At 73.5% G+C, this 17,192-nt stretch carries 13 protein-coding genes and 1 pseudogene; 7 read left to right on the plus strand and 7 right to left on the minus strand.

Translation table 11 applies throughout. The features are described 5' to 3' along the window. Positions 1 to 16 precede the first annotated feature (16 nt). From ACHZ99_RS29305 to ACHZ99_RS29315, 3 genes are all read right to left on the minus strand, one after another. Entirely contained in the window at positions 17 to 673 is a 657-nt protein-coding gene (locus ACHZ99_RS29305) for a dihydrofolate reductase family protein (protein WP_420307827.1), read from the minus strand. A 238-nt stretch (positions 674 to 911) separates the two neighbouring features. After that, complete coding sequence (locus tag ACHZ99_RS29310; RefSeq protein ID WP_420307828.1) at positions 912 to 1,889, minus strand: epimerase; 978 nt, start codon at positions 1,887 to 1,889, stop codon at positions 912 to 914. Positions 1,890 to 2,046: 157 nt separating this feature from the next. Continuing rightward, positions 2,047 to 3,264: an ROK family protein gene (locus ACHZ99_RS29315; RefSeq protein ID WP_420308027.1), complete on the minus strand. Its 1,218-nt coding sequence runs from the start codon at positions 3,262 to 3,264 to the stop codon at positions 2,047 to 2,049. Between the two features lie 161 nt (positions 3,265 to 3,425). Here ACHZ99_RS29315 and ACHZ99_RS29320 point away from each other — a divergent pair, with 161 nt between their 5' ends. The 6 genes and pseudogenes from ACHZ99_RS29320 to ACHZ99_RS29345 all read left to right on the plus strand — a co-directional run bounded on the left by ACHZ99_RS29320 (position 3,426) and on the right by ACHZ99_RS29345 (position 12,496). Then, positions 3,426 to 4,928 carry a sugar ABC transporter ATP-binding protein gene (locus ACHZ99_RS29320; RefSeq protein WP_420307829.1) on the plus strand — a complete coding sequence of 501 codons (1,503 nt, stop codon included), beginning with the start codon at positions 3,426 to 3,428 and terminating at the stop codon, positions 4,926 to 4,928. After that, a pseudogene (locus tag ACHZ99_RS29325) lies at positions 4,925 to 5,944 on the plus strand (ABC transporter permease); the annotation flags it as partial. The gene ACHZ99_RS29320 and the pseudogene ACHZ99_RS29325, both read left to right, overlap by 4 nt. Before the next feature lie 164 nt (positions 5,945 to 6,108). Further along, on the plus strand, positions 6,109 to 7,134 hold the full coding sequence (locus tag ACHZ99_RS29330) for an ABC transporter permease (protein WP_420307830.1): 1,026 nt from the start codon (positions 6,109 to 6,111) through the stop codon (positions 7,132 to 7,134). Next, positions 7,131 to 8,372, plus strand: a complete 1,242-nt coding sequence (locus tag ACHZ99_RS29335; RefSeq protein ID WP_420307831.1) for a substrate-binding domain-containing protein — start codon at positions 7,131 to 7,133, stop codon at positions 8,370 to 8,372. Before ACHZ99_RS29330 ends, ACHZ99_RS29335 begins: the two co-directional genes overlap by 4 nt. Positions 8,373 to 8,374: 2 nt before the next feature. Then, positions 8,375 to 9,253: a sugar phosphate isomerase/epimerase family protein gene (locus ACHZ99_RS29340; RefSeq protein ID WP_420307832.1), complete on the plus strand. Its 879-nt coding sequence runs from the start codon at positions 8,375 to 8,377 to the stop codon at positions 9,251 to 9,253. Between the two features lie 138 nt (positions 9,254 to 9,391). Beyond that, on the plus strand, positions 9,392 to 12,496 hold the full coding sequence (locus ACHZ99_RS29345) for a ThuA domain-containing protein (RefSeq protein ID WP_420307833.1): 3,105 nt from the start codon (positions 9,392 to 9,394) through the stop codon (positions 12,494 to 12,496). A 72-nt stretch (positions 12,497 to 12,568) separates the two neighbouring features. On the opposite strand, the gene ACHZ99_RS29350 is transcribed toward ACHZ99_RS29345, so the two are convergent. Then, positions 12,569 to 13,354, minus strand: a complete 786-nt coding sequence (locus tag ACHZ99_RS29350) for a M23 family metallopeptidase (RefSeq protein WP_420307834.1) — start codon at positions 13,352 to 13,354, stop codon at positions 12,569 to 12,571. 72 nt (positions 13,355 to 13,426) lie between these two features. Then, entirely contained in the window at positions 13,427 to 13,846 is a 420-nt protein-coding gene (locus ACHZ99_RS29355; protein ID WP_420307835.1) for an organic hydroperoxide resistance protein, read from the minus strand. A gap of 89 nt (positions 13,847 to 13,935) precedes the next feature. Between ACHZ99_RS29355 and ACHZ99_RS29360 the strand changes: the two genes are divergently transcribed. Further along, positions 13,936 to 14,499 carry a TetR/AcrR family transcriptional regulator gene (locus ACHZ99_RS29360; RefSeq protein ID WP_420307836.1) on the plus strand — a complete coding sequence of 188 codons (564 nt, stop codon included), beginning with the start codon at positions 13,936 to 13,938 and terminating at the stop codon, positions 14,497 to 14,499. Between the two features lie 11 nt (positions 14,500 to 14,510). Here ACHZ99_RS29360 and ACHZ99_RS29365 read toward each other — a convergent pair whose 3' ends face one another. Both ACHZ99_RS29365 and ACHZ99_RS29370 read right to left on the minus strand, forming a co-directional pair. Beyond that, positions 14,511 to 15,074 carry a PadR family transcriptional regulator gene (locus ACHZ99_RS29365; RefSeq protein ID WP_420307837.1) on the minus strand — a complete coding sequence of 188 codons (564 nt, stop codon included), beginning with the start codon at positions 15,072 to 15,074 and terminating at the stop codon, positions 14,511 to 14,513. Positions 15,075 to 15,114: 40 nt separating this feature from the next. Then, positions 15,115 to 17,157, minus strand: coding sequence for an FAD-dependent oxidoreductase (locus ACHZ99_RS29370; protein ID WP_420307838.1), 2,043 nt, complete (start codon positions 17,155 to 17,157; stop codon positions 15,115 to 15,117). Positions 17,158 to 17,192 lie beyond the last annotated feature (35 nt).

Consider the following 17,192-nt stretch of genomic DNA (forward strand, 5'->3'; position numbering starts at 1 on the left):
GGGGCGGACCGGCCCCTCACCCCCCGGAGTGCACCCGGTACTTGAGATGGGCCACCCCGTTCCCCGCCACCGCCCGGACCTGCTCCAGCCGTACGCCCGTACCCCCGAGCCCGTCGAGGGGCCGGGAGCCGCCGCCGAGCAGCACGGGCACGACGTGCAGTTCGAGCACGTCGAGCAGCCCGGCGGCCAGGTACTCCCGCACGATCCGGCCGCCGCCGTACAGCATCACGTCCTTGCCGTCCGCGGCCTGCTTCGCCCGGTCGAGCGCGGACTGGACGCCCTCGGTGACGAAGTGGAAGGTGGTCCCGCCGGCCATCTCGACGGACTCGCGGGGGTGGTGGGTGACGACGAAGACGGGGTAGTGGTACGGCGGCTCGTCACCCCACCAGCCGTACCACGGCTCCTCGTCGGACCAGGGGCCGCGGCCCACGGGCCCGAACATGCCGCGGCCCATGACGGCGGCGCCGATGTTCGCGATCGACTCCTCGAAGACCGCCGTGCTCGCGGTGACCTCACCGCCCTCCATGCCGTGCATCCGGCGCCAGGCGGCGAGCGGCACCACCCACTCGTGGAGCCCCTCGCCGCCGACGCCGAGAGGGCTCTCCTCGCTCTGGTCCGGCCCGGCGACGTAGCCGTCGAGGGAGATCGAGATGTGACACCTGAGCTGGCTCATGCTGCTCCTCGGAAGGTCGGCTGATGCACGGAGCATGACGGGGACGGGGGCCGTCGTCCACCACCCGCGGCGCTCGGTGAGCCGCTCCGTTCCCCGGCCCGGGGCGGCGGCTCAGCGCGGGCGGCCCGGGGAGACACGAGGCCGTTCCCGTAGCGAACCCCGTGCTGTCGGCCGGGGGGCACGGTCGACGACCGCACTCCCACCGGGGGAGGAGATACGCCCTGGAGCACGGGCCCGGTCAGGGGCGGGTCGGCGTCCGGCGGGTGCGGGAGCGGGCGTGGCGGGTGCGCCGTACGAGGTCGGCGGCGGCCTGCGGCCAGGCGCCGTGGTCGAAGGCGAACCCGGCGTCGCCGAGCCGCCCGGGGACCACGCGGCGGCTCTTCAGGAGCAGTTCCGTGTCGGAGCGGAGGACGAACGCGCCGACCTCGGCCATCCACCGGGTCGCGGGCAGGCCGACGGGCATGCCCCAGGCGCGGCGCAGGGCGCGCATGAACTCCCGCTGCGGCAGCGGGCCGGGGGCCGCGAGGTTGACCGCCCCGGTGAGGTCGTCCCGGGTGATCAGGAACTCCACGGCGCGGACGAAGTCGCGGTCGTGGATCCAGGACACGTACTGGGCGCCGCCGGCGACCGGTCCGCCGAGGCCCAGGCGCGTCAGCCACAGCAGGTAGTCGAAGACGCCGCCGCGGTCGGGGCTCATCACCATCGCCGACCGCAGGGCCACCTTGCGGGTCCGCGGGGTCGCGGCCTTCTCCTGCTCGCGCTCCCAGTTCCGGGCGATCTCGACGCTGTACGCCCAGTAGCCGGGGACGCCGGGCTCGGCTCCGCCGACGGTGCCGGTGGCCTCGTCGTTCGGCGCGTCGAAGCGGTGGGCGTAGAGGGTGGCGGTACTCATCTGGAGCCAGACGGCGGGCGGGGTCCGGGCGGCGGCGATCGCCTCGCCCACGACGCGGGCGGAGTCCACGCGCGAGTCCATCATGGCGCGCAGGTTGGTGTCGGTGTAGCGGCAGCTGACGCTGCGGCCGGCGAGGTTGATCACGACGTCGCTGCCGTCGACGGCCTCCGCCGCCCAGGGGCCGAGCGTCCGGCCGTCCCACGTGACGTCGCCGGCGCGCGCCGGCCGTCTGGTGAGGACCACGACCTCGTGTCCCGCGGCGGTCAGCGCCCGCCGCAGCACGCCCCCGACCTGGCCGGTCCCTCCCGGCAGCACGATCTTCACCGGCCTCGCCCCCGTGACGCCTCTGCGGTTGATGCCGTACGGCGAGCGTACGGCCCGCGCCCGGGCGCGACGCGGCGGGGGTGTCGGGCACGCGCACGTACACCACCGGGACGCACCACCGGGGTCGCCGTGCCCAACGGCGCGTTCCCCGGCCGGGCTACCCCGCTGCCGCCGCCAGCGCCCTGTCCACCTGGCTCGGGGACAGCGCGTGCTCGATGGCCAGGATCCCCGCCCCGATCGCCGCCGCGTTCTTCCCCGTCCGGGTCGGCTCGATCCGCAGCACGTGCGTCGCCAGCGGGTGCGACCGCCGGTAGACCGCCTCCCGCACCCCCGCGAGCAGCTGGTCGTGCACCGCCGCCAGCGCGCCGCCGACCACCACCGTCTCCGGGTTGAAGAAGTTCACCAGCCCCGCCAGCACCTCGCCCACCGCGCGGCCCGCCTCGCGGACCATGCGGACCGCCTCGCGGTTGCCCTCCTTCACCAGCCGGACGACGTCGAGGCCCGCCGACGCCTCCAGGCCCAGCTCCCGCAGCCGCACCGCCAGTGCCGCGCCGCCCGCGATCGCCTCCAGGCAGCCGGAGTTGCCGCAGCGGCACAGGTCCTCGCGCTCGCCCACCCGGATGTGGCCGATGTCGCCGGCCGAGCCCTGCGCGCCGCGGTGCAGCCGGCCGTCGGCGACGATGCCGCAGCCGATGCCGGTGCCGACCTTCAGGTAGAGCAGGTACGACGTGTCGGGGAAGGCCTGGCGCTGTTCGGCGAGGGCCATGACGTTCACGTCGTTGTCCACCAGCGCGCGGACGCCGAAGCGCTCGTCGAAGAACTCCGGGATGGGGAACTGGTGCCACCCCGGCATGATCGGCGGGTCCACCGGGCGGCCGGTGGAGAACTCGACCGGGCCCGGCACGCCCGCGCCGATCGAGCGGAGCGTCTTCGGGTCCCGCCCGGCCTCCTCCAGCAGCGCGTGCAGCGTGTGCTCCACGTGGCCGAGAACCGCCGCCGGGCCGTCCGCGATCGTCAGCGGGTCCTCGCGGACCGCGAGGAGCGTGCCGCCGATGTCCATCAGCGCCACGCGGCAGTGCGAGGCGCCCAGGTCGACGCCGGCGACGGCGTGTTCGCGGGTGCGCAGTGACAGGCGGCGCGGGGGGCGGCCGCCGGTGGAGCCGGCTTCCGCGTCCTCGTCGACGAAACCGTGCGCGATCAGCGCGTCGACGCGCTGGGAGACCGTGGAGCGGGCGAGTCCCGTCAGCCGGGCTATCTCGGCGCGGGTGGCGGCGGCGCCGGAGCTGATCAGCGCGAGCACTTCGCCGGGGGACTGGCCCGCGGGCGGGCTGGGGGGCGGCGTACCGGTGGCCGATGGCGGCGGCGGTGGCGGCATCGGCGAAGAAGGTGCTGTCACAGCGCCCACCTTAGACACCGCCAGGTGCACCAACAAGCCCTTCTTTGTTCGACATCCGGCCGAAGTCGTCGCCAATTAAACATAGAAACCCCTTGCTTAGGCTCTTGACAGTCCAAAGAACCCTCGGGACATTGCCTTTCATGCTGACGATGCAGGACGTGTCCAAGAGCTTTCTCGGGGTGCGGGTGCTGCACGGGGTGTCGCTCGACCTCGATCCGGGGGAGGTGCACGCCCTGGTGGGGGAGAACGGCGCGGGCAAGTCGACGCTGATGAAGGTGCTGGCCGGGGAGTACGCCCCCGACGAGGGCACCATCACGCTCGACGGCACCGTGCACGCCTTCACCCACCCCGTGCAGGCCCAGGCCGCCGGGATCGGTCTGATCCATCAGGAGTTCGCGCTGCTGCCGCACCGCACGGTCGCGGAGAACGTGTTCCTCGGCCGCGAGCCGGTACGCCGCGGCCTCGTCGACCGCCGCGCCATGGAGCGGCGCACCGCCGAGCTCCTCGCCGAGCTGGACGAGACCGGAATCGCCCCTCACACCCTGGTCAAGGACCTGTCGGTGGCCCGCCAGCAGACGGTGGAGATCGTCAAGGCGCTGGCCGCCTCCGACGTCCGGGTGCTCGTCATGGACGAACCGACCGCGCCGCTGGCCGATCACGAGGTGGAACTCCTCTACGCGCTCATCCGCCGCCTCGCCGCCCGCGGCATCGGCATCCTCTACATCAGCCACCGCCTCCGCGAGGTCTTCGACCTCTCCCGGCGCATCACCGTCCTCAAGGACGGCCGCAGGGTCACCACCCTCACCACCGCCGAGACCACCCCCGACGACGTCGTACGCGCCATGGTCGGCCGCGAACTCGGCTCCTACTACCCGCCGCGCGCCTGCCCCGAGGAGATCGGCGAGCCGCTGCTGACCCTCGCCGGCGCCGGCAACGAACGCCTGGCCGGCATCGACCTGACCCTGCGCGCCGGGGAGGTCACCGGCATCGCCGGGCTCCAGGGCTCGGGCCGTACGTCCCTGGTACGCGCCCTCTTCGGCGCCGCGCCCTTCACCCGCGGCCGGATGACGGTGGCCGGGCGGGCGCTGCGCCCCGGCAGCCCGCGGCAGGCGATCCGCGGGGGTGTGGCGCTGGTGACGGAGGACCGCAAGGGCGAGGGCCTGGCCCTGCGCCAGTCCGTACGCGACAACGCCCTCCTCGTCACCCGCGCCGTCCACGGCGGCGGGGCGCGGCCGGGCGAGGTCCCCGGGCTGCTGGAGCGCGTCAACCTCCGCTCCCGCGGCCACGACCAGGAGGTCCAGTACCTCTCCGGCGGCAACCAGCAGAAGGTCGTCATCGCCAAGTGGCTCGCCGCGAGACCCCGTGTGCTGCTCTTCGACGAGCCGACCCGCGGCGTCGACGTCGGCGCCAAGTCCGCCATCCACACCCTCGTCCGCGAACTCGCCCGCGACGGCATGGCGGTGCTGATCGTCTCCTCCGAACTCCCGGAGCTGATCGGCATGAGCGACCGCATCCTCGTCATGGCCGACGGCCGGCTCGCCGGCGAACTGCCCGCCGGGGCGGGCGAGGAGGACATCATGCGGCTGGCCACCCGGGACGCCGCGGACCCCGCGGGCACCGCTCCCGAGGGGAGCGCCGCATGACCGCCGTGCGCACCGACGCCCCCGTCCCCGCCCCGCCCGCGCGCCGCGCGCGCCGGCTGCCGGCGACCGGCCGGCTGCGGCTGAACGACCCCGTGGTCGGCGTGTGGCTCGCCGCCGCCGCGGTCACCCTCATCGGCTGGATCGTGGTCACCCTCGACGGCGGCCAGTTCATGACCCAGGCCAACGCGACCGGCATCCTGCAGAACTCCGTCGCCCTCGGCCTGGTCGCGGTCGGCCAGTCCGCGGTGATCCTCACCGGCTCGCTCGACCTGTCGGTCGCGTACCTCATCAGCCTCGGCACGCTGGTGGCCGCCGAGACGATGGAGGACGGCAGCGTCGTCACGGCGGTGATCGCCGTGCTCGCGCTCTCCGCCGCCGTCGGGCTGGCCAACGGCCTCATCGTCACCGGGCTGAAGGTCAACGCCTTCATCGCCACCCTCGGGATGTCGTTCATCCTCCGCGGCTACATCGAGGACAACTACACCGGCCCGGCCGGCGACGTCCCCGCGTCCTTCCAGCGCCTCGGCTACGACCGCGTCGGCTTCGTCCCGATCTCCGTCTTCCTGCTGATCGGCGTGGCCGCCGTGCTGTGGCTGATCACCAAACGCACCCGCCTCGGCCACCACATGTACGCCACCGGCGGCGACGAGCACGCCGCCCGCCTGTCCGGCGTACGCACCCGCCGCACCGTGATCTACGCGCACGTGCTGTGCTCCCTGTGCGTCGGCGCCGCCGCCCTCTTCCTCGCCTCCCGGCTCGGCGCGGGCGCCCCCTGGGCGGGCACCGAGGCGCGCTACGACCTGGACTCCATCGCCGCCGTCGTGCTCGGCGGCACCGCGCTGGCCGGCGGGCGCGGCGGGGTGGCGGGGACGCTCGGCGGGGTGCTGCTGCTCTCCGTACTGGACAGCATCTTCAACCAGCTGTCGGTCGACCCCTTCTTCAAGAACGTCGTCCGCGGCGTCGTCATCATCGCCGCCGTCGCGCTCTACGCGAGGCCGCGCTGGGCGCGGGCTGCCGGACGGCGGGGCAGGCCGGGCGGAGGCGGACCGGGGAAACGGGCGAAGCCGCCGGCGGAGCCGGGCGGCCCGGTGAAGGAGCCGCCCGGCGGCCCTGACGGCGCCGATTCCGCCGGCGAAGCCGGGCGGGAGACGCGGGACGCGTCCGGTAAGGAGTTGCCCGCATGACGACAGCCACCCCCGACCACCCCCTCCGGCCGGAGCGGCGACTGGTCGCCGCACTCGGCACCGGCGCCCCCGTCTACGTCCTCCTCGCCGTCATCCTCGCCGCGCTGGCGGTCACCGACCCCGGCTTCTACGAGCCCGACTCCTTCCTCGCCTTCGTCAAACGCGCCGCGCCGCTGGTGATCCTCGCCGCCGGCCAGTACATGGTCATCGTCTCCGGCGGCTTCGACCTCTCCGTCGGCGCGGTGGTCACCGCCGGTGTCGTCGCCGCGGCCGAGTTCTACGGCTCGTACCCGGACGCCCCCTGGCTCCTGGTCACCGCCGGGCTGCTGCTGGCCGGCGCGATCGTCGGCCTGGTCAACGGGCTCATCTCCACCGTGCTGCTGGTGCCGTCGTTCATCACCACCCTCGGCATGATGCTGATCCTCGAAGGCGCCGTCTTCTACTGGACCGGCGGCTCCCCGCAGGGCGTGCTGCCGCAGTCCTTCCGCGAGTTCGGCCGCGGCGACGCCGGCGACTGGCTGCCGTGGGCGGTCCTCGCCTGCCTGGCGGTCGGCGCGCTCGCGGTGTGGCTGATGCGCTCCGACTTCGGCCGTACGCTCCTGGCCACCGGCGACAACGACCGCGCCGCCGCCCTGGCGGGCGTGCGCGTACCGCGCGTGCGCACCCTGGCGTTCGTGCTCTCCGGTGCCGCCGCGGCGCTCGCCGCCGTGCTCGTCGCCGGCTTCTCCGGGGTCTCGGCGCAGGCCGGGCGGGGGCTGGAGTTCGAGGCGATCACCGCCGTCGTCCTCGGCGGGGTCATCCTCGGCGGCGGCCGCGGCTCGGTCGTCGCCGCCATGGCCGGCGCGTTCTCGCTCCAGGCCCTCTTCACGCTGCTCAACCTCCAGGGTGTCTCGGGCGCGCTGGAGTCCACGGTGCAGGGGTTCATCGTCATCGCGGCCGTCGGCCTGGGAGCGACGGGCTCCTCGGGGCTGGCCCGCCTGCGCCGCCGTCCACAACCCTCGGAAGGGAAGTCCTCCTCATGAGCCGTACGCGCCGCACGACCCGCCCAGGCGGCGGCAGCCGCCGACTGGCGGCCCCGGCCGCCGCCCTGCTGGCCGCCGCACTGCTCGCCTCCTGTTCGTCGGACGCGCCGAAGGAGGACCTGGCCGACGACCCCGCCGCCTCCGAGGAGGCCGGGGACGCCGAGGGCACGTCGGAGTTCTTCGACCAGGCGGACTACGACCGGCAGCTGAAGCTCATGGAGGCGACCCCCGAGGGGCCGGCGGACAAGCCGTGGGAGCAGATGCTCGACCCGCAGTCGGCCGGGATGGTCGACACCTCCGAGTACGCGATGAAGGACAAGGCGCGGCAGCTGTGCTTCTCCAACGCCGGGGTCTTCAACCCCTGGCGGCAGGTCGGCCTGAAGACGATGAAGGCCGAGGTCGCGCTGCACGACGAGATCGCGGACTTCAAGATCCTGGACGCGCAGGGCAAGGACGACAAGCAGATCTCCGACATCCAGGAGCTGTCCGGCGGGGACTGCGACGCGCTGATCGTCTCGCCGAACACCACGGCGACCCTCACCCCCGCGGTCGAGGAGGCGTGCGGCAAGATCCCGGTCATCGTCTTCGACCGCGGCGTGGAGACCGACTGCGCCGTGACGTTCATCAGCCCCATCGGCGGCTACGCCTACGGGGCCGCCGCCGCGGACTTCCTGACCGAGGAGGTGGACAAGGGCGGCAAGATCGTCGCGCTGCGCATCTCGCCCGGCGTGGACGTGCTGGAGACCCGCTGGTCGGCCGCCGAGATCGCGTTCGAGAAGGCCGGACTCGACGTCGTCGAGGTGAAGTTCACCGACGGCGACCCGTCGAAGACCAAGTCGATCGTCTCCGACGCCATCGCTCGCCACGGCCAGATCGACGGCGTGTGGATGGACTCCGGCGCCACCTCCGTCGCCGCCGTCGAGGCGTTCGAGGACGCCGGCGAGGACATCCCGCCGATCACCGGCGAGGACCAGCAGGACTTCCTCACCGCGTGGCAGGACAAGGACCTCACCGCCATCGCGCCCGCGTACCCGACGTTCCAGTGGCGTACGCCCGTGATCGCCGCGCTGAAGATCCTGAACGGCGAGGAGGTCCCCAAGGAGTGGACGCTGCCGCAGCCGGTCGTCACCGAGGAGAACTTCGACGAGTACTACAAGGAGGGCATGCCCCCGCTGCACTACGGCGCCTGCGGCTGCGAGGACCTGCCCGGCTACCCCGAAGACTGGGGCGGTGAGTGAGGGTGGCCGGACGACGGCAGCTCGGCGCCAACCCGTGGATCTGGCACTCGCCGGTCACCGAACGCGCGCTGGCGGCGGTGCTGCCGCGGCTGGCGGGCTGGGGCTTCGACTGCGCGGAGCTGCCGCTGGAGCAGCCCGGCGACTGGCAGCCGGCCGCCGTGGCGAAGCTGCTGGACGACAGCGGCCTGGCGCCGGCCGCGGTGGTGGCCGTGCTGCCGCCGGAGCGCGGGCTCGTGCGCGCCGAGCCGCTGGCGGTCCGTTCGACGCAGGACTACCTGCGCCGGTGCGTCGACGCGGCGCGGGAGACCGGCGCGCCGGTCGTCGCCGGGCCGATGTACGCGGCGGTGGGCCGGACCTGGCGGATGGACGCGGACGAGCGGGCGGCGGCGTACGCCGAGTGGCGCGACAACATCGCGCCGGTCGTCGAACACGCCGCCGCGGCCGGGGTGCTGCTCGCCGTCGAGCCGCTCAACCGGTACGAGACCAGCCTGCTCAACACCGTCGCGCAGACCGTGACGGCGCTGGACGGGCTGCCCGGCGAGACGATCGGCGTCGCCCTCGACACGTACCACCAGAACATCGAGGAGCGCTCCCTGCCCGGCGCCGTGCGCGCCGCGGCGGGGCGGATCGCGCACGTCCAGGTGTGCGCCAACGACCGGGGCGCGCCCGGCGCGGACCACCTGGACTGGCCGGGTTTCCTTGGCGCGCTGGACGAGGCCGGCTACCGCGGCCCGCTGTGCATCGAGTCGTTCACCGCGCACAACGAGACCATCGCGGTGGCCGCGTCGGTGTGGCGGGCCCTGGCACCGAGCCAGGACGCCATCGCCGTCGACGGCCTCGCCTTCCTCCGCCGCGCGCTGGGCGACCGCTCGCCCACCTGACCGCGTACGCACCCTGACCGCGTACGCCCGCACCCGCCGCCGGGCCCGGAGACCGCGACCCCGATCCGGGCCCGGCGGACCACCCCTGCGCAACTCCCTGCGCACCCGCACCCGCACACCGAAGGAGAGGACCGACTCATGAGCTGTCATGCTCGTGACATTGGCAGGTCGTTGGTCACCTTGCTGGCCGCCGTCCTGCTCGCGCTCACAGCGCTGCCGTCCAGTGCGGCGGAGAAGGCCCCGGCCTTCAAGGCGCTGCTGTTCACCAAGGCCGTGGGCTACGTCCACGGCTCCATCCCGGCGGGCATCCAGATGGTCCAGGAGGAGGCGGAGGAGAACGGGTTCGCGGTCGACCAGACCGACGACTCCACCGTCTTCAACGACGCCGCGCTCGCCGAGTACGACGTGATCATCATGCTGCAGAACTCCGGCATGGTCTGGGACACCGACGAGCAGCGCCAGGCGATGCAGACGTACGTCAACAACGGCGGCGGCATCGCGGCCATCCACAACACGCTCGACATGGGGATCGAGAACGAGTTCCCGTGGTGGGACGAGCTGATCAACGGCGGCGCCCACATGCCGAGCCACTCGCCCGGCGTGCTGGACGGCACCGCGAAGGTCGCCGACACCGTGCACCCGTCGACCGAGGGCCTGCCGGAGCGCTGGCAGCGCCCCGAGGAGTGGTACAACTTCGACGTCAACCCGCGCGGCGACGTCCACGTCCTCGTCACCGCCGACGAGACGACGTACAACCCGGGCGGCGACGCGATGGGCGCCGACCACCCGATCTCCTGGTGCCGCAACGCCGAGGGCGGCAAGGTCTGGGCCACCGCCATGGGCCACGACACCCCCGCCTACAGCGAGGAGGAGTTCCGCGACCACGTCGTCGGCGGCGTGAAGTGGGCCGCCGGCGCCGAGCCCGGCGACTGCGGCGGCACCGTCTGGGACGGCTACGAGAAGGTCACCCTCGACGACGACACCGCCGACCCGATGGAGCTGGACGTGGCGAAGGACGGCCGCGTCTACTACGTCCAGCGCGCCGGCCAGGTCCAGGTCTTCGACCCGGCCAGCCACCAGACCACCACCGCCGGCAAGCTCGACGTCTACACCGGCGGCGAGGACGGCCTGGTCGGCATGGAGCTGGACCCGAAGTTCGAGAAGAACGGCTGGATCTACCTCTACTACGCCCCGGCCGGCAGCGCCGAGGACGTCAACCGGCTGTCCCGCTTCACCCTCAAGGACGGCACGCTCGACCCGGCCAGCGAGAAGCAGCTGATCGACGTGCCCGCGTACCGGGACCGCACCTTCCCCGAGCCCGGTCACACCGGCGGCGCGGTCGAGTTCGGCCCCGACGGCACGCTGTACCTGGGCACCGGCGACGACGTGCCGCCGAACCTCAGCCCCGACTGGCAGGGCTACGCGCCGATCGACTGGCGCGAGGGCCAGGAGATGCTGGACGCCGCGCGGACCGCGGGCAACACCAACGACCTGCGCGGCAAGATCCTGCGGATCAAGCCCAAGAACAACGGCACCTACGACATCCCGAAGGGCAACCTGTTCGCGGAGGGCCGGGAGAAGACCCGCCCCGAGATCTACGCGATGGGCTTCCGCAACCCGTTCCGCTTCACCGTCGACCAGGAGACCGGCTACGTCCACGTCTCCGACTACGGCCCCGACCGCGGGCTGCCGACGACGGAGCGCGGGCCGGAGGGCCTGGTCGAGTACAACGTCATCAAGCAGCCCGGCAACTTCGGCTGGCCCTTCTGCCACGGTGACAACCAGCCCTACGCCCCGTACAACCCGGACACCGGCGAGGTCGGCGCGAAGTTCGACTGCGACAACCTGACGAACCCCTCGCCGAACAACACCGGCCTGACCGAGCTGCCCGACGTCCAGATGCCGGAGATCTGGTACGGCTACGGCCCCTCCGAGACCTTCCCGGAGATGGGCGAGGGCGGCTCCGGCCCGATGAGCGGCCCGGTCTACAACTACGACCCGGACAACCCCTCCGAGACGAAGTTCCCCGAGTACTTCGACGGCGCGAGCTTCCTCTACGAGTGGACCCGCAACTACGTCAAGGAGATCCGCTTCGACAAGAACGAGGAGCTGCTGAAGATCAACGACTTCCTGTCCACGGCGACGTTCACCAAGCCGATGGACATGACCTTCGGCCCGGACGGCTCGCTCTACGTCCTGGAGTGGGGCAGCTCGTTCGGCGGCGGCAACAGCGACTCGGGGCTGTACCGCATCGACTACCGCCAGGGCAAGCGCTCCCCGGTCGCCAAGGCCACCGCCTCGGTGACCAACGGGCCGGTGCCGCTGACGGTCGACTTCTCCAGCGAGGGTTCGGACGACGCCGACGGCGACGCGCTCACCTTCGAATGGGACTTCGACGGCGACGGCACCTTCGACTCCACCGAGGCCGCCCCCAGCCACACCTACGACACGGCGGGCGACTTCACCGCGCAGCTGAAGGTCACCGACTCCACCGGCGAGACCGGCTTCGCCAACATCCCCATCACCGCGGGCAACACCGCGCCCGAGGTGACGATCGAGACGCCGGTCGACGGCAAGCTCATCGAGTTCGGCGACCAGGTCCCGTACAAGGTCACCGTCACCGACCCGGAGGACGGTGAGATCGACTGCTCCAAGGTCTTCGTCAACCCGGCCCTCGGGCACGACGACCACGAGCACTCCACGACCGACCTGCCGGGCTGCGAGGGCACCGTCGACACCGGTGACCTCGGCGGCCACCCGGAGGGCGCGGACCTGACGTACGTCCTCAACGCGCACTACGAGGACGGCGGCGGCGACGGCGCCGGCGCGCTGACCGGGTACGCCAAGGCGGTGCTCCAGCCGAAGCACAAGCAGGCCGAGTACCACGACGACCAGTCCGGCACCCGGATCATCGACCAGGCCGGGGCCGAGAACGGCAAGCGGATCGGCGACATCTCCGACGGCGACTGGATCGCCTTCGAGCCGATGTCCGTCGAGGGCGTGAGCCAGGTCTCGTACCAGCTGTCGTCGCCGTACGGCGTGGGCGCGATCGAACTGCGCGCCGACTCCCCGGACGGGCAGCTGCTGGCGACGACGCCGGTGCCGAACACCGGGGACTGGGACACCTACCAGCCCACCCAGGCGGTGCCGGTCGAGGCGCTGGAAGGGTCGCACAAGCTGTATCTGCGGTTCACGTCGCCGCAGAACAACTCGTTCGACGTCGACTCGGTGACGTTCGGCTAGCCGTTCTCCGGAGGAGGTGAACGAACGGCGGCGCCCCGGGCGGTCAGGCCCGCGCCGCTGTGCGCGTGCGCGTCAGAGGCGGATGCCGTACCCGCGCAGGTACGCGACCGGGTCGATGTCCGTGCCGTACTCGGTGCCCGTGCGCACCTCCAGGTGCAGGTGCGGCCCGCTGGAGTTGCCGGTGCTGCCGGAGTCGCCGATCGGGGTGCCGCCGCGGACGCGGTCGCCGGCGGCGACGGACATGCGGTCGAGGTGGGCGTAGAGGACGTAGCGCCCGTCGGCCATGCGGACGAGGACGTGGTTGCCGTACGCGCCCTCGGCGGAGGTGCTGTGGACCTTGCCGGGCCCGACGGAGTGCACCGGGGTGCCGGTGGGGACGGCGAGGTCGACGCCGGTGTGGTAGCCGGCGGCCCAGCTGTCGCCGGGGATGCCGTAGCGCGCGGAGATCCGGTAGTCGGCGGTGACCGGGGCGGCCCAGCCGGGGGCGGGCGCGAGGAGGACCTGGCCGGGGCGGAGCACGTCGGGGTCGTCGCCGATGACGGTTCTGTTGTTGGCGTACAGCAGCCGCACGGGCACCCCGAGCCGGCGGGCGATCGCGGTGAGGGTGTCGCCCGGGCGCACGCGGTACGTGCGCGGGGCCGGCGCCGCGGGCGTAGTACCGGCGGCGGCGTGCCGGGCGTGCTGCCCGCCGTGCGCGGGCGGCGGCGGCTCGGCCGGGGCGACCGGGGAGACCTGGGCCGTCGTGGCGGCCGGGGCCGCCGGGGCGGCGCCCGCCGCGCCCGCTCCGGCGAGGGCCGCGAGCACGGCGGCGAGGACGACGGCGGCGGTGCGCCGCGTGCGGGGGGAGGTCCGGGGCAAGGAGTGACGTCTTGTTGACACGGCGTCACGCTAAGCACGGGTGCGCCCCGTTCCGGTGACGGCGCGCCGTGATCACTCCACGACGAGCCGCACCGGGATGTTGCCGCGGGTGGCGTTCGAGTACGGGCACACCTGGTGGGTGGCGTCCAGCAGCGCCTTGCCCTGCTCGGCCGGGATGGTGTCGGGCAGCTCCACCCGCAGCGTGACGTCCAGCGCGAAGCCGCCCTCGTCGTTGGGGCCGATGCCGACCTCGGCGGTGGTCGAGACGTCGGAGACGTCGAGGTCCATGCGCTTGGCGACGACGCCCATGGCGCTGGTGAAGCAGGCGGCGTAGCCGACGGCGAAGAGCTGCTCGGGGTTGGTGCCCTCGCCGGCGCCGTCGCCGCCGAGCTCGGCGGGCGGGGACAGCCTGACGTCGAGCTTGCCGTCGGAGGTGACGCCGCGGCCGTCGCGGCCGTTGGCGGTGCCGACCGCGGTGTACAGAACGCGCATGGGAGGAGCCTCTCCGGGAGCCGTAGCGAACAGACAGGTCTGTCTGATCGATGTTCAGACTAGACAGATCTGTCTGGTACGGTCAAGGCGTGCCCGCTCCCGTGAAGTCTCCCGCCCGTGGCCGCGTCCTCGACGCCGCGACGCGGCTCTTCTACGCCGAGGGCGTGCACGCGGTGGGCATCGACCGGATCATCGCCGAGGCGGGGGTCGCGAAGGCGACCTTCTACCACCACTTCCGTACGAAGGACGACCTGGTCGCGGCCTACGTGACCGACCAGTGCCGGCGCCAGCGGCAGGCCGCCGCGGCCCTCCCGGCCGGCCCGCCGCGGGCCACCCTGCTGGCCGTCTACGACCTCGTCGGCGCGGCCGGCGCGGGCCCGGGCTACCGCGGCTGCCCCTTCATCAACGCCGCCGCCGAGTACCCCGACCCGGACCACCCGGTGCGGGTGGCGGTGGCGGACTTCCGCCGGTGGTTCCGCGGGATGGTGCGGGACCTGCTGGCGGCGGACGGGCACCCGGACGCGGAGCGTACGGCGGACCTCCTGCTGGTGCTGCGCGACGGGCTGGTCGTGGGCAGCGACCTGGGCGACGCGGCGGAGCTGGGGCGGCTGACGCGGGAGGCGGTGGAGCGGGTGCTGACGCCGGCGCCCTGAGGCCGCCGCGCCTACGCCTGCCCCTCCGGCCCCTCCGGCCCTTCCAACTCCCCCAGCTCCTCGACGGCCTCCGTCAGCCAGCCGATCCAGAACGTCTCCTGCGCGATCCCCCCGCGCAGCACCAGGTGCCGCAGCCGGTCCGCCGCCGCGTCCCGCCCCGGCCCGAAGTCCCGCTCCTCGATCTCCTCGTACTCCGCGAGCCGCCGCCGGTGCAGCCGGACATGGCGTTCCAGCTCCGCGCGCAGCCCGGCCGTGCCGACCACCGCCGCCGCCCGCAGCCGCAGCGTCAGCGGGTCGCGCTGCGGGCGCGGGTCGTGCGGCTCCGCCGTCCAGCGGGCCAGCTCGGCGCGGCCGGCGGGCAGCACGTCGTACTCCTTGCGCCGCCCCCGGGCCGGCTTCTCCGCCGGCAGCGCGCGGACGAGGCCGTCCCGCTCCAGGCGGCCCAGCTCCCGGTAGATCTGCTGGTGGGACGCCGACCAGAAGTAGCCGATGGACCGGTCGAAGCGCCGGGTCAGCTCCAGCCCCGACGACGGCTTCTCCAGCAGGGCGGTGAGGATGGCGTGCGGGAGGGACATGGGCCGCATGGTACGGACCCGGCGGGCCGCCACCGGACCGCTACAGATCCGCCGCCACCTCCGTCCCCTGCCGTACGGCGCGCTTGGCGTCCAGCTCCGCCGCCACGTCGGCGCCGCCGGCGAGACGGGCCCGTACGCCCGCGGCGCGCAGGTCGTCGTACAGCGTGCGCAGCGGCTCCTGGCCGGTGCAGAGCACGACGTTGTCGACCGGGATGAGCTCCGTCCGGCCGTCGACGGTGAGGTGCAGCCCGTCGTCGTCGATGCGCTCGTACGTCGCGCCCGCGACCGTCGTGACGCCGCGGTGGCGCAGCTCGTTGCGGTGGATCCAGCCGGTCGTCTTTCCCAGCCCGGCGCCGACCTTGGAGGTCTTGCGCTGGAGGAGGTGCACGGTGCGCGCGGCGGCGCGCGGACGCGGCGGGGCGGGCGCGAGGCCGCCGGGGCCGCGGTAGTCGGTGTCCACGCCCCAGCGGCGGAAGTACGCGTGGGTGTCCAGGCTCGCGCGGTCGCCGGGGTCGGTGAGGTACGTGGCGACGTCGAAGCCGATGCCGCCGGCGCCGACGACGGCGACCCGGGCGCCGACCTCGGCGCCGTCGCGGAGGACGTCGAGGTAGCCGAGGACCGAGGGGTGGTCGGCGCCGGGGATGGCGGGGACGCGGGGGACGACGCCGGTGGCGACGACGACCTCGTCGAAGCGCCCGTACCCGCTGCCGGCCAGCTCCGCCGCCGTGACCCGGGTGCGCAGCCGCACGTCGACGCCGTGCACCCCGAGCTGCACGCGGAAGTACCGCAGCGTCTCGTCGAACTCCTCCTTGCCGGGGATCCGCCGCGCGATGTCCAGCTGCCCGCCGATGCGGTCCGCCGCGTCGAAGAGCGTCACCGCGTGCCCGCGCTCCGCCGCCGACACCGCGCACGCCAGCCCCGCCGGCCCGGCGCCGACGACGGCGACCCGCTTGCCGCGGTCCGGCGGCACCGGGGTGAGGACCAGCTCCGTCTCGTGGCAGGCGCGCGGGTTGACCAGGCAGGACGTGATCCGGCCGGAGAACGTGTGGTCCAGGCATGCCTGGTTGCAGCCGATGCAGGTGTTGATGGTCTCCGGCCGGCCGCGCCGCGCCTTGGCGACGAAGTCGGCGTCGGCGAGGAACGGGCGGGCCATCGAGACCATGTCGGCCCGGCCCTCGGCGAGCACCCGCTCGGCGACCTCGGGGGTGTTGACGCGGTTGCCCGTCACCAGCGGCACCCCGACCGCGCCCCGCACCCGCCGGGTGACCCAGGTGTACGCGCCGCGCGGCACGGACGCGGCGATGGTGGGGATGCGCGCCTCGTGCCAGCCGACCCCGGTGTTGATGAGCGTCGCCCCGGCCGCCTCGACCGCCTTGGCCAGCGCCACCACCTCGGCGAGCGTGGACCCGCCGGGCACGAGGTCGAGCATGGACAGCCGGTAGACGAGGATGAAGTCCGGCCCCACGCGCTCCCGCACCCGCCGGACGATCTCGACGGGGAAGCGGATCCGGTTCTCGTACGTCCCGCCCCAGGCGTCGTCGCGGCGGTTGGTGCCGGCGGCGGTGAACTCGTTGATCAGGTAGCCCTCGGAGCCCATGATCTCGACGCCGTCGTACCCGGCGGCCTGCGCGAGCGCGGCGGCGCGGGCGAAGTCCTCGATGGTCTCCTCGATCTGCGCGCCGCTCATCGCGTGCGGCGTGAACAGGCCGATGGGCGCCCGCAGCGCGCTGGGCGCGACCAGGTCCTCGTGGTAGGCGTACCGCCCGAAGTGCAGGAGTTGCAGCGCGATCTTTCCCCCGGCGCGGTGGACGGCCGCGGGTATCGCCTCGTGCCGCTCGGCCTCGGCGGCGGTGGTGAGTTTGGCGCCGCCGTCGTACGGCCGCCCGGCCTCGTTGGGAGCGATGCCGCCGGTGACGATGAGCCCGGCGCCGCCGCGGGCGCGGGCGGCGTAGAAGGCGGCGAGCCGGTCGAAGCCGCCCTCGGCCTCTTCGAGGCCGAGGTGCATGGAGCCCATGAGGACGCGGTTGGGCAGGGTGGTGAAGCCCAGGTCGAGGGGCTGGAAGAGATGGGGGTAGGGGGTCACGACTCCGTTGTAGCCCACCGTGGCACCTTTATGCA

This window comes from Streptomyces sp. MAR4 CNX-425 (assembly GCF_048656465.1).
In the GTDB taxonomy this organism is placed as follows: domain Bacteria; phylum Actinomycetota; class Actinomycetes; order Streptomycetales; family Streptomycetaceae; genus Streptomyces.

What these genes read in the sequence shown, in the direction of transcription:
- ACHZ99_RS29305 (WP_420307827.1), bottom strand. Translation starts at nt 673, where the DNA reads ATGAGCCAGCTCAGGTGTCACATCTCGATCTCCCTCGACGGCTACGTC.
- ACHZ99_RS29315 (WP_420308027.1), bottom strand. Translation starts at nt 3,264, where the DNA reads ATGCCGCCACCGCCGCCGCCATCGGCCACCGGTACGCCGCCCCCCAGC.
- ACHZ99_RS29320 (WP_420307829.1), top strand. Translation starts at nt 3,426, where the DNA reads ATGCTGACGATGCAGGACGTGTCCAAGAGCTTTCTCGGGGTGCGGGTG.
- ACHZ99_RS29330 (WP_420307830.1), top strand. Translation starts at nt 6,109, where the DNA reads ATGACGACAGCCACCCCCGACCACCCCCTCCGGCCGGAGCGGCGACTG.
- ACHZ99_RS29335 (WP_420307831.1), top strand. Translation starts at nt 7,131, where the DNA reads ATGAGCCGTACGCGCCGCACGACCCGCCCAGGCGGCGGCAGCCGCCGA.
- ACHZ99_RS29345 (WP_420307833.1), top strand. Translation starts at nt 9,392, where the DNA reads ATGAGCTGTCATGCTCGTGACATTGGCAGGTCGTTGGTCACCTTGCTG.
- ACHZ99_RS29355 (WP_420307835.1), bottom strand. Translation starts at nt 13,846, where the DNA reads ATGCGCGTTCTGTACACCGCGGTCGGCACCGCCAACGGCCGCGACGGC.
- ACHZ99_RS29365 (WP_420307837.1), bottom strand. Translation starts at nt 15,074, where the DNA reads ATGTCCCTCCCGCACGCCATCCTCACCGCCCTGCTGGAGAAGCCGTCG.